The sequence below is a fragment of the Micromonospora sp. URMC 105 genome (assembly GCF_051386295.1).
Classification (GTDB): Bacteria; Actinomycetota; Actinomycetes; order Mycobacteriales; family Micromonosporaceae; genus Micromonospora.
In genome coordinates this window covers 1-11,140 of sequence record NZ_JBPQTL010000137.1, presented here as the reverse complement: position 1 = coordinate 11,140, position 11,140 = coordinate 1, and the positions used below count along the sequence as shown (strand labels likewise).

The 11,140-nt window shown below is 75.7% G+C and carries 9 protein-coding genes, 2 pseudogenes and 1 riboswitch; of the genes and pseudogenes, 7 read left to right on the top strand and 4 right to left on the bottom strand.

From position 1 onward, the window contains the following. A partial coding sequence (locus ACSNN7_RS27120; protein WP_436683846.1) for a sigma factor-like helix-turn-helix DNA-binding protein occupies window positions 1–810 on the top strand: 810 nt, incomplete at its 5' end. Window positions 811–830: 20 nt separating this feature from the next. Here ACSNN7_RS27120 and ACSNN7_RS27115 read toward each other — a convergent pair. Next, a complete protein-coding gene (locus ACSNN7_RS27115; RefSeq protein ID WP_334449735.1) occupies window positions 831–1,337 on the bottom strand; it encodes a DUF402 domain-containing protein in 507 nt (168 codons plus the stop codon). Window positions 1,338–1,457: 120 nt separating this feature from the next. Between ACSNN7_RS27115 and ACSNN7_RS27110 the strand changes: the two are divergent. Together ACSNN7_RS27110 and ACSNN7_RS27105 are read left to right on the top strand one after the other, a co-directional pair. Next, window positions 1,458–2,819: pseudogene (locus ACSNN7_RS27110) on the top strand (ATP-dependent DNA helicase); the annotation flags it as partial. Between the two features lie 132 nt (window positions 2,820–2,951). Further along, a pseudogene (locus ACSNN7_RS27105) lies at window positions 2,952–3,638 on the top strand (ATP-dependent DNA helicase); the annotation flags it as partial. A gap of 279 nt (window positions 3,639–3,917) precedes the next feature. Here the strand turns inward: ACSNN7_RS27105 and ACSNN7_RS27100 are convergent. Beyond that, the gene (locus tag ACSNN7_RS27100) at window positions 3,918–5,267 is read right to left on the bottom strand and encodes an AI-2E family transporter (RefSeq protein ID WP_436683849.1); all 1,350 of its coding nucleotides are present in this window, start codon (window positions 5,265–5,267) and stop codon (window positions 3,918–3,920) included. Window positions 5,268–5,374: 107 nt separating this feature from the next. On the opposite strand from ACSNN7_RS27100, the gene ACSNN7_RS27095 reads away from it, so the two are divergent. Together ACSNN7_RS27095 and ACSNN7_RS27090 are read left to right on the top strand one after the other, a co-directional pair. Continuing rightward, window positions 5,375–5,722 (top strand): GroES family chaperonin, encoded by a 348-nt coding sequence (locus ACSNN7_RS27095; RefSeq protein ID WP_334449737.1) that lies wholly within the window; start codon window positions 5,375–5,377, stop codon window positions 5,720–5,722. A gap of 86 nt (window positions 5,723–5,808) precedes the next feature. Beyond that, entirely contained in the window at window positions 5,809–5,976 is a 168-nt protein-coding gene (locus ACSNN7_RS27090; RefSeq protein ID WP_334449738.1) for a hypothetical protein, read from the top strand. A gap of 36 nt (window positions 5,977–6,012) precedes the next feature. Here ACSNN7_RS27090 and ACSNN7_RS27085 read toward each other — a convergent pair whose 3' ends face one another. Continuing rightward, the gene (locus tag ACSNN7_RS27085; RefSeq protein WP_436683843.1) at window positions 6,013–7,500 is read right to left on the bottom strand and encodes a PrsW family intramembrane metalloprotease; all 1,488 of its coding nucleotides are present in this window, start codon (window positions 7,498–7,500) and stop codon (window positions 6,013–6,015) included. A 23-nt stretch (window positions 7,501–7,523) separates the two neighbouring features. Next, a riboswitch (SAM riboswitch) is annotated at window positions 7,524–7,645 on the top strand. A gap of 49 nt (window positions 7,646–7,694) precedes the next feature. Here ACSNN7_RS27085 and ACSNN7_RS27080 point away from each other — a divergent pair. After that, on the top strand, window positions 7,695–8,966 hold the full coding sequence (locus ACSNN7_RS27080; protein ID WP_436683842.1) for an aminotransferase class V-fold PLP-dependent enzyme: 1,272 nt from the start codon (window positions 7,695–7,697) through the stop codon (window positions 8,964–8,966). Between the two features lie 59 nt (window positions 8,967–9,025). On the opposite strand, the gene ACSNN7_RS27075 is transcribed toward ACSNN7_RS27080, so the two are convergent. Beyond that, entirely contained in the window at window positions 9,026–10,198 is a 1,173-nt protein-coding gene (locus ACSNN7_RS27075) for an FUSC family protein (RefSeq protein ID WP_436683848.1), read from the bottom strand. A 159-nt stretch (window positions 10,199–10,357) separates the two neighbouring features. On the opposite strand from ACSNN7_RS27075, the gene ACSNN7_RS27070 reads away from it, so the two are divergent. Continuing rightward, window positions 10,358–10,993: an HD domain-containing protein gene (locus tag ACSNN7_RS27070; RefSeq protein WP_436683841.1), complete on the top strand. Its 636-nt coding sequence runs from the start codon at window positions 10,358–10,360 to the stop codon at window positions 10,991–10,993. Window positions 10,994–11,140 lie beyond the last annotated feature (147 nt).

The window sequence follows — 11,140 nt, the reverse complement described above, 5'->3', positions numbered from 1 at the left end:
GCCGCCCGCGCCGAGGTGCGGCACCTGGGCGGCTGGCTCACCACCACCTGCGCCCGGATCTGCCTGGACGTGCTCCGCTCCGCCCGGGTACGCCGGGAGACGTACCCGGGGCAGTGGCTGCCCGAGCCGGTGGTGACCCCGCTGGGTGCGGCTCCGGAGCCGGACGGCTTCGCTCCCGACCCCGCCGAGCGGGCCGTCCGCCGCGACCAGCTCGGCACCGCCCTGCTGGTGGTGCTGGAACGGCTCACTCCCGAGCAGCGGGTGGCGTTCGTGCTGCACGACGTCTTCGCGGTGCCGTTCGGGCAGATCGCCGAGGCGCTGGGCACCAGCCCCGAGGCGGCCCGACAGCTCGCCTCCCGGGCCCGCCGGACGGTCACCGCCCCGGACGCGCCCCGGCACACCGCCGACCTGGCCGAACAGCAACGGGTGGTGTCCGCCTTCGTGGCCGCCACCGAGTCGGGCGACCTGACGGCGCTGATGCGGGTGCTGGCGCCGGACGTGGTGCTGATCGGCGACAGCGGCGGCCACTTCCCGTCGGCCCGCCGGCCGGTCACCGGCGCCGACAAGGTGGCCCGGTTCACCCTCGGCCTCTTCGGGCAGGCCGGCCGCTACAGCGGCCGGGTGCGGTCCCGGCCGGTGCTGGTGAACGGCGCGCTCGGGTTGCAGTTCGAGGTCGTCCTGAACGACGGGCGGACCCTGCGGCTGGTCAGCGCCTTCGCCGTGGACGGCGGCCGGGTCACCGGCATCTTCAACCAGCTCAACCCGGAGAAGCTGACCCGGCTGGCGGGGCTGGGCGCCGCAGACGACTGACCGCCGCGCCGCGAGCCGGCTCAGAGGACCAGGGCCAGCCACTTCCGGTACGACGTGGCGAACGGCTCGGTGCCGTCGCCCAGCGCACCGAGCAGCCAGCGCGACGCCGCCTCGGCCTCGGCCACCAGGTCGTCGGGGTAGCCGAACCGCTCCCGGTGCTCGGCGAACTCGTCTTCGTCGCGCAGCTCGACCGCCCCGGTGGCGCGCCGGCGCACCACGTCCAGGTCGAGGTCGAACAGGTGCACGGTGTCGTCGCCCTCCCACCGCGCCGGGGTGGTGATGTCGCAGTAGACCTCGCTGGTCCGCGGCGGCGGGTTGAACATGCCCGTCCACCAGGCGTGGTGCGGCACCAGGAGCACGAACGGGATCTGCTCGACCGAGGGCCGGCCGTGGTAGACCGACTCGGTGCCGGCCGGCACGCCGAGCCAGATGCCGAGGTCGTCCTCGGTGAGCCGGCGGGCCGGGTAGTCGCGGTGAGCGCTGCCGTCGTACTTGCGGTAGATCACACGGACCACGTCGCTCGGCATGAGTCGCACACTAACCGATTCCGCCCAGCCGTCGCTGCGGGGAAGTAACCGGTCACGATCGGGTATCCCACGCGGGGCGGTGGCGGGCCCGGTGTCGGGACCGGCGGGTACCGTCGCACGGTGACTCTGCCCCGCACCGCCACCGGTTCCGCCACTCCGTCGGCCCGCGGCGGTCGGCGCCGGGGTGCCCGGGTCAGCGGCGGCGAGCTGCTGGCCGCCGCGGTCGGTGCGGTGCCCGGCGGCGCGGCCCGCCCCGGCCAGCAGCAGATGACCGAGGCGATCGAGCGCAGCATCACCTCCGGCGAGCACCTGCTGGTGCAGGCCGGCACCGGCACCGGCAAGTCGCTGGCGTACCTCGCCCCGGCACTGACCGTGGACGGCCCGGTCGTGGTCTCCACCGCCACCCTGGCGTTGCAGTCCCAGCTGGTCGACCACGACCTGCCGCGGCTGGCCGACGCGGTGGAGCCGCTGCTCGGCCGGCGGCCCACCTTCGCCGTGCTCAAGGGCCGGCACCACTACCTCTGCCTGGCCCGGCTGGACAACTCCACGGAGGACGAGCCGGAGGACACCCTCTTCGACGCCCCGGCCGCGCGGCCCGGTGGCGGCACCAAGTGGCTCGGCGAGGCCGGACGGCTGGGCAAGCAGGTGCAACGGCTGCGCGACTGGGCCGACGAGACCGCCACCGGTGACCGCGACGAGCTGGACCCGGGCGTCGACGACCAGGCCTGGCGGCTGGTCTCCATGCCGGCGCGGGAGTGCGTCGGCGCCGCCCGCTGCCCGTTCGGCCAGGAGTGCTTCGCCGAGGCCTCCCGAGCCCGGGCCCGCGAGGCCGACATCGTGGTCACCAACCACAGCCTGCTCGCCGTCGACATGATCGCCGGCCGGCACATCGTGCCGCCGCACAAGCTGCTGATCGTGGACGAGGCGCACGAGCTGGCCGACCGGGTCTCCTCGGCGGCCCAGGCCGAACTGGTGCCGGAGCTGGTCGACCGGTCCGCCCGGCGGGCCCGGCCGCTGCTGCGCCCGGACGTGGCCGACCGGCTGACCGAGGCCGGCGACGCGCTCGCCGTCGGGCTGGCAGAGGCGCCGGCCGGGCGGATCACCGCCGGGCTGCCGGCCCCGCTGCGCGAGGCGTGCACGCTGCTCGACGCGGCGACCCGGGCCGCCCTGGACGCGATCGGCGACATCAAGGCCGACGACCCGGACCCGGTGCGCAAGCAGCAGGCCAAGGCGGCGCTGGACGAACTCTCCACCACCGCGCAGCGGCTGCTGGAGGAGGCCGACCACGACGTGGCCTGGGTGGAGAAGCCGGAGAACGGCAGTCGGCGGGCGCTGGTGGTCGCGCCGCTGTCGGTCGCCGGTACCCTCGCCACCCACCTGTACGACGAGCGCACCGTGGTCGCCACCTCGGCCACGCTGGCGCTGGGCGGGCGCTTCGACACGGTGGCCCGGGCGTTGGGGCTGGACGCTCCCCCGCCCGCCCCGCCGTCGCCGGCCGCCGCCGCCATGGCCGCCACCGCCGGAGCCGGGCGCTCGGGCGTCACGCCCGGCGCCGGACCGGAGGCCGGCCGGGTGGCGGTCGCCGCGGGCAGCCACGCCGCGACGGGCACCGTACCCGCCACCGAGGGCCCCGGCTGGCGGTCGCTGGACGTCGGCTCCCCCTTCGACTACGCCCGGCAGGGCATCCTCTACGTCGCCGCACACCTGCCCCGGCCCAGCGTGTCGGGGCTGCCCGAGGCCGCGGGCGAGGAGCTGTTGGCGCTGGTCGGCGCGCTCGGTGGTCGTACCCTCGGGCTCTTCTCCTCCCGGCGGGCGGCGCAGCAGGCCGCGGAGCTGCTGCGCGCGCGGACGGACCTGCCGGTGCTGCTCCAGGGCGAGGAGGCGCTGCCGCTGCTGGTCCGCCGGTTCCGGGAGGAACGGTCGAGCTGCCTGTTCGGGGTGATGTCGCTCTGGCAGGGAGTGGACGTCCCCGGCGACGCCTGCCAGCTCGTGGTGATCGACCGGCTGCCCTTCCCGCGCCCGGACGAGCCGCTGGCGGCGGCCCGGGCGGCGGCGGTGGACGCCGGCGGCGGCTCGGGTTTCGCGGCGGTCAGCGTGCCGATCGCCGCGGTCCGGCTGGCCCAGGGCGTGGGCCGGCTGATCCGGGCGACCGGCGACCGGGGCGTCGTCGCGGTGCTCGACTCGCGGCTGGAGACGGCTCGCGGCTACGGCCCGTTCCTGCGCCGCTCGCTCCCCCCGTTCTGGTACACCACCCGCCCCGACGTGGCCCGCGGCGCCCTCGAACGCCTCGCCAAGTCCTGACGCCCCTTCCCACCCACCCGGCGCTCCGCCTGGCCGGGCCCCTGCACCGCCGCGGCCTCGCCCGCCCGCCTCACCCCGACACGCCGCAAACGGGCGCCTCGGGCGGCCGGGACACCCCGACACGCCGCAAACAGGGGCCTCGCCCGGCCGGGACACTCCGACACGCCGCAAACGGGGCCTCGGGCGGGGCGGGAGAGGCGGGCACGGCGCGCGAGGCACGGCACAGCGCCCCGCAACGCGACGGGCCCGCCCCCCGGGAAGGGGACGGGCCCGGGTCGGTCAGGGCGCGTGGGAGGCGACCACCACCGCGTCCGGTGGGGTGTCCGGGACGCTACGCGCGGCGAGCCGGCGGACGGCCGTGTTGAGCACCGCGATCAGCGGCACCGCCACCAGCGCTCCGGTGATGCCGGCCAGCACCACGCCGGCCGCGATCCCGATGATCACGGCGAGCGGGTGGATGGCCACCGCCCGACCCATGATCAGCGGCTGGAGCACGTGCCCCTCGAACTGCTGCACGCCGATCACCACGCCGAGGATGATCAGCGCCCGGACCGGGCCGCTGTCGACCAGCGCCACCAGCACCGCGACGCTGCCGGAGAGCGCGGCACCGACGATCGGGATGAACGCGCCCAGGAAGACCAGCGCGGCCAGCGGGAACGCGAACGGAATGTCGAAGATGACCAGGAAGATGCCGATACCGACCGCGTCGATGAAGGCGACCAGCACGGTGGCCCGCACGTACGCCCCGAGCGTCGCCCAGGAGGCCCGGCCGGCGTCGTCGACCTTCCACCGGGCGGCCACCGGCAGCAGCCGGACCAGGAACCGCCAGATGTTGTTGCCGTCACGCAGGAAGAAGAAGGTCGCGAAGAGCACCAGCACGGCGCCGGTCAGCACCTCGGCCAGGGTGCTCGCGGTGGAGAGCGCGCCGCTGGTGAACTTCTCGGTGTTGCCGTTCACCCAGGCCTGCGCCTCGTCGATGTACCGCTCGAGCTGACCGTCGGACAGGTGCAGCGGGCCGGTCTTGAGCCAGTTCTGGATCTGCCGTACGCCCTGCGACGACTTCTCGCTCAGCTCCGGCACGCCCTGGATGAACTCGTTCACCACCAGGGTGAGCGTGCCGACCACCGCGGCCAGGCCGCCGACCAGCACCACGGCCGTCGCCAGCGAGCGGGGGAAACGCGCCCGGAGCAGCCAGCCGACGGCCGGTGCGAGCAGTGCCGAGAGCAGCAGCGCGACCGCCAGCGGGATGATCACGATGCTGATCGTCCCGACGATCTTCAGCAGCGCCCAGGTGACCACGCCGATCACGATCAGCCGCCACGACCAGGCGGCGGCGATCCGCAGCGCGTGCGGCACGTCCGCGTCGTCGCGGCTGCTGGTCGAGTTGTGCACCTCGGCGGGCGGCTCCGCATTGACCACCGTCGCCGCCCTCGGGGCCACCGGCCCCGGTGACGCCGGCGAGGCGACCCGCGCCTCCTCGGGTACGTCGGCGGCGGCGGAACGCCCGGAGCGCACCGACTCCCGCCCGGACTCGTACGCGCGGCGGAGCCGGCCGCGTACCCGCTCGAAGCGGCTCAAGCGCACCTCCTCAGGATGAAACCGGGCCGCCCACGACGACGGTCCGGACAGGGTACGTCCGACAGCGCCACCGTAGGGCAGTTCCGCCACACATTGCCCCGTCCACCACAGCTCAACCACGCCGACGACCGCGTTCGGCCACGCGGTAGCGTCTTCGCGTGACCGCCGACCAGAACCTCGACTCCGGCCTGCCGATCCGCCTGCTGCACGACCGCGTGCTGGTGCGGGTGGAGGGCAGCGAGGGTGAGCGCCGCTCCACCGCCGGCATCGTCATCCCGGCCACCGCCGCGGTGGGCAAGCGACTGGCCTGGGCGACCGCGGTGGGGGTGGGTCCCAACGTCCGCGCGATCGTCTCCGGCGACCGGGTGCTCTTCGACCCCGACGACCGCTCCGAGGTGGAGCTGCACGGCCGGGGGTACGTCCTGCTGCGCGAGCGCGACGTGCACGCCGTCGCCGCTGAGCGGGTAGAGACCGAGTCCACCGGCAACACCGGCCTCTACCTGTAGCCCTCCCTGGTCCCGGCGGCACGAGCCGCCGTTTGTGCCGCCCTTCGCGGGGAAGCCAGCGACGTCCAGCGCCCTGGGGAGGGACGATGCCGGTACTCGTGAAGAAGCTGCTGCTCTGGCTCGGCGCCTTCTTCCTGATCTACTTCATGGCGTTCCGACCCGACGGCGCCGCCGAGATGTTCAAGGCCATCGGGGCGGGCCTGATGGCGATCGCCCAGGGCCTCGGCGACTTCCTCACCAGCCTGATGACCTGACCGCCCCGCCGCACCTGCCGGCGGGGCGTCGCCGGCTCAGTACCGGCCGGGCGGCCAGGGCGCGGCCGGGGGCGGGCCGTACCAGCCGGGCCGGCCGTGCCCGATCGGGTGGACCGGGGGCGGCGGGGCCAGCACCACGGGGATCGGCACCACCGGGGAGTCCGGGGCCTCCACCGCGCGCTGTGAGCCGTCCGGGAAGCGCAGGTGGTAGCGCTGCCCGTCCCAGACCCCGACCGGCGCCTGCGGGTCGCGCCCGACGAAGAACGCCCGGTACGCGGCGATCGCCTCCAGCAGTTCCCGCTCCTCCCGGGCGGTGCGCTCCCGGTCGGTGGCCTTGCGGTCCAGCCCCCGGCGCATCCCGTCGCGCAGCAGCGCCAGCCGGGTGGCCGCGAACTGGTAGCCGCGCATCGCCCGCAGGCCGGCCTCGCCGCCGACCCGGCGGGCCCAGACCCGGGCGGCGTGCCGCCGGCCGAGGCTGCCCAGGGCCGCCACCTCGGGCGGGCTGAGCCAGCCGGCCCGGACGTAGTCCGGCAGGGTCCGCTCGGTGAGCCGCCCCTCCCAGGCCCGCAGCCACACCGCGAAGCCGACCATGCCGAAGAAGATCGGCACCATCAGCCCCACCATGCCGTACATGAAGATGACCAGTTCGCCGGTGGCCTGCACCAGCGTCGGGATCAGGTTCCAGGTGCCGTGCAGCATCATCGCCAGCAGCAGGCCGGCGGCCGGCGCGAGCACCCGTACCCGGCGGTCCGCCGTCCGGGCGGCGATGCCCAGCCCCACGCCGGTCATCGCGGTGAACAGCGGGTGGGCGAAGCCGAAGAGCAGGATCCGGGTGATGAAGATGGCGAACACCTGCCGGAAGCCGGTCGCCGGGCCCCACTGGTCGGCGCCCGAGGCGTAGCCGTAGCCGCCCAGGTAGAGGATGTTCTCCACCATGGCGAAGCCGACCGCCGAGAGCCCGCAGTAGACCAGGCCGTCGGTGATGCCGGACCATTCCCGCCGCCGGAAGACCAGCAGCAGAATCGGGCCGAGCGCCTTGGTCAGCTCCTCGATGAACGGCGCCACCAGCACGCCGGTGAGCGCCGCGGGCAGCCCCCAGTCCTTGAACAGCCCGGCGAAGGTCTCGTTGACCGTCAGCGAGGCGGCGGTGGAGACGAACGCGCCCCAGGCGAAGCAGAAGATCAGGTACTTCAGCGGCTCCGGCTCGTACCGGTCGAGCCACAGGAAGCAGGCGACCAGCACCGGCACCGGCAGGATCGCCGCCACCACGCCGATGAGCAGCGCCTCCGGCCCGAGGTTGGAGCCGAGCACGAAGAGCATGTAGACCGCGCAGGCCGCGATCAGCAGCGCCACCCCGGCCAGCGCCAGGATCCGCCGCCAGCCGAGCCGGCGCAGCGGCATCCGGGGCAGGGCGCCACCCGACGGCGGGACGGCGGGCGCGGTCGGCGGCGGCGCGGGCGAGCCGGGCGGGGTGTCGGCCATGCGGTCAGCGTAGTCATCTCCGGCCCACTGGTCCGGGCGCATCCGTGGTGGTTATGCTGCCGTCAGGTCACGAGCGCCAGCGTCAAGCCCCGGCTTGCTGGCCGGCAACCCTCGTCGAGGTTCGCGGTGGGGTGCCCCGGGTGATGACCGGGCCCAGCCCGATTCGTGTGCTGGGCAAGCGCGGACCCCGTCCCGGTGTGCCCACACCCGGGGTCCCTGGACCCCGGAGGCCCACCATGACCCTCACCCTCGAAGCGCCCGCCGCCCCGGCCACCGCCCGCCCGGCGCCGGCCGGGCCCGGCCCGCTCGCCGTGCTCGGCGTACCCGGGCAGGTGAACCTGGACCATGCGGCCAGCGCACCCTGCGCGCGGGCCGCGGCCGACGCGGTGGCCGAGCTCCTGCCCTGGTACGCCAGCGTGCACCGTGGCGCCGGGGCGCTGTCGCGGCGCTGCACGCTGGCCTACGAGCGGGCCCGGCAGACGGTCGGCGACTTCTTCGGCGCCCGCGCCGACGACCACGTGGTCTTCACCCGCAACACCACCGACGCGCTGAACCTGCTGGCCCGGGCGCTGCCCGCCGGCACCACCGTGGTCACCTTCGCCGGGGAGCACCACGCCAACCTGCTGCCCTGGCCGCGCGGGTCGGTACGCCTGCCGGTGCCGGACAGTCCGGCCGGCGCGGTCCGGGCGCTGGACGCCGCCCTGACCGAGCTGCGCCGGGGCGCCGCCGCCGGGCCGCCGGTGCTGGTCGCGGTGACCGGGGCGAGCAACGTGACCGGAGAGCGCTGGCCGGTGGCGGAGCTGGCCCGGGTGGCCCGCCGGCACGGCGCCCGGATCCTGGTCGACGCCGCCCAGCTCGCCCCGCACGCGCCGGTGGACGTCGCCGCGCTGGACGTGGACTACCTGGCCGTCTCCGGGCACAAGCTGTACGCCCCGTTCGGCGCGGGGGTCCTGCTCGGCCGGGGCGACTGGCTGGACGCGGCCCCGCCGTACCTGGCCGGCGGCGGCGCCACCAGCCACGTCGGCGCGGCCACCCACGAGGTGCGCTGGACGACCGGCCCGGCCCGGCACGAGGGCGGCACCCCGAACCTGCTCGGCGCGGTGGCCTTGGCGGCCGTCTGCGCCGCCCTGGCCGGGGCGGACCGGGCGGCGCTGCACGCGCAGGAGCAGCGGCTGGTGGATCGCCTGCGGGACGGGCTCGCCGCGCTGCCGGACGCCGTCGAGCTGCGCACCTTCGCCCCCGACGCGCCCCGGGTCGGCATCGTGTCGTTCGTGCTGGCCGGCCGGGACTCCGCCGAGGTGGCCGGGTACCTGGCCCGGGAGCACGACATCGGGGTGCGCGACGGGCTGTTCTGCGCCCACCCGCTGGCCCGGCGGCTGCTCGCCGAGGCGGCCGCCCGCGCCGGGCGGGACGACCTGCCGCCCACCGCGCTGCGGGCCAGCCTCGGGCTGGGCAGCACGGTGGCGGACGTGGACCGGTTGCTGGCCGCGCTCGCCGAGCTGCGCTGACCGGGTCCGCGGGAAGCTCGTCGACCGGCGGCGCGGGCGGGCCCGGGGCGGACGGCGGCTCAGCCGATCGGCGGGGCGGTGGGCGGCTTGCGGGTGCCCTCGCGCTCCGCCGCCGGCTCCCCGGCAGGCTTCTCCAGGTCGCCGAAGGACTTGCGGACCAGCCGGTTCGCCTCCTGCTGGTCGATTCCGGAGGCGACCAGCAGGTCACTGGCGGTGGTACGCACCTGGGCGACCACCACGCTGCCGGAGAAGCCGACGCCCTCGCCGTAGGCCCGGCCGGCCTCGCTGACCGCCCGCAGCGAGCGTTCCCGGGCCTTCTCCGGCTCCTCCCCGACGGCGAACTCGTGCCGCAACAGGCGTACCGACTCGGCGAGGTGGGCCACCGCGTCGGGCAGCGGCTCGGGCACCGGCTCCTCGTCCTCGATCATGGTGACCGCGCGGCGGATCAGCGTGCCGCTGTTGCGCATCGACCGGTCGATCGGGTCGGCGGCCTCGGCGTAGTGGGTCAGCTCGCTGCGCCGGTGCCACCGGGCCGGCGAGAGGTTGCTGGTCTCCTTGGCGCCCTCGATCGCCTCGGTGAAGGCGGCCAGTTCCTCCTTGTTCTCGCGGAGCCGTTCCAGGGCCCGCTGGGCGCTGTCGTGGTCCCGGTTGCGCAGCGCCTCGGCGGTGATGTCGAGCTGGCCGGCGAGCAGGTCGAGCGCCGGCCGGGCGGCCCGGTTGAGCACGCGCAGCGGGTTGAGCGGCAGCAGGACCGCCGTCACCAGCAGGGCGATGCCGCCGCCGACGAACGCGTCGACGAAGCGGGGGATCTCCAGGTTCTGGGTGGAGGGAGTGAGCGTGACGATCAGCACCGCGGTCGCCGCGGCCTGGATCACGATCGCCACGCTGGCGCCGAAGAAGATGGTCAGCAGGATGGCCGAGGTCACCACCAGGCCGAGCTGCCACCCCCCGGTACCGAGGAAGTAGATCAGCAGGTCGCCCAGGAACACCCCGACCGCGACCCCGACGATCAGCTCCACGGTGCGGCGCAGCCGCTGGCCGACCGAGGCGGCCAGGGTGCCGACCGCGGAGATCGGCGCGAAGACCGGCTGCGGGTTGTTCAGCACCTCGTGGGCGAAGATCCAGGACAACGCGGCGGCCACCCCCGCCTGCAGGGCGAGGCCCATGGCCATCCGGACCCGGTGCAGCCGGTCGTGCAGGGTGGCCCGGCTCCGGTGACGCAGCTCCTCCATCGCGTCGGCGATGCGTACCGAGTCGACGTCGGAATCGCCGCCACGCAGACCGATCCGCCGCCACAGCGGGAGTCGTCGTTGCTGGGCCGTGGCCATGGCCGGGACTACCCGTACCGGCGCGGTTCATCCCCCCGACCCCGCTGCGGCAGACTCGGCGGGGTGACGGAGCTGATCGACCGCTGGCGGGCGGCCGCGCGGGACGCGGGCGCCCCGGACGGGCCGGCGCTGGACCGGGCCGGGGAGGAACTGCTGGCCCGGTGGCGGGAGCCGCAGCGGCGGTACCACACGGTGCGGCACCTGACCGCGGTGCTGGACGTGATCGACGCGTACGCGGAGCTGGCCGACCGGCCGGACCTGGTGCGGCTCGCCGCCTGGTGCCACGACGCGGTCTACGACCCCCGCGCCCCCGGCGACGCCAACGAGCGGGACAGCGCCGCGCTGGCCGGCACGCTCCTGGCCGGGCTGGGGCTGGCCGGCGAGGCGGTGGCCGAGGTCCGTCGGCTGGTGCTGCTCACCGCCGGGCACGCCGTCGAGGCCGGCGACCGGGACGGCGCGCTGCTCTGCGACGCCGACCTCGCGGTCCTCGCCGCGCCGCCCGGGGAGTACGACGCGTACGCCGCCGCGATCCGCGCGGAGTACGCGCACGTGCCGGAGCCGGACTTCCGGGCCGGCCGGGCCCGGGTCCTGGCCGCCCTGCTCGCTCTGCCCGCCCTCTACCGGTTCCCGCCGCTGGCCGCCCGGTGGACCGGCCCCGCCCGCGCCAACCTCACCCGCGAACTCGCCACCCTCACCTGACCCGCCCGCCCGGGGCCGGACCGGGTCGGGTCGGGTCGGGCCAGATCGGGCCGGGCCGGTTCGGGCCCGTTCGGGTCGGGTCGGGTCGTGTGATCCACTCCCGTTTGCGGCGTGTCGGGGTCTCCGCGCGGCCGGACACCCCGACAC

What these genes read in the sequence shown, in the direction of transcription:
- ACSNN7_RS27115 (WP_334449735.1), bottom strand. Translation starts at nt 1,337, where the DNA reads ATGCCGAGCGACGTGGTCCGTGTGATCTACCGCAAGTACGACGGCAGC.
- ACSNN7_RS27090 (WP_334449738.1), top strand. Translation starts at nt 5,809, where the DNA reads ATGCCGGTACTCGTGAAGAAGCTGCTGCTCTGGCTCGGCGCCTTCTTC.
- ACSNN7_RS27085 (WP_436683843.1), bottom strand. Translation starts at nt 7,500, where the DNA reads ATGCGCCCGGACCAGTGGGCCGGAGATGACTACGCTGACCGCATGGCC.
- ACSNN7_RS27080 (WP_436683842.1), top strand. Translation starts at nt 7,695, where the DNA reads ATGACCCTCACCCTCGAAGCGCCCGCCGCCCCGGCCACCGCCCGCCCG.
- ACSNN7_RS27075 (WP_436683848.1), bottom strand. Translation starts at nt 10,198, where the DNA reads ATGGAGGAGCTGCGTCACCGGAGCCGGGCCACCCTGCACGACCGGCTG.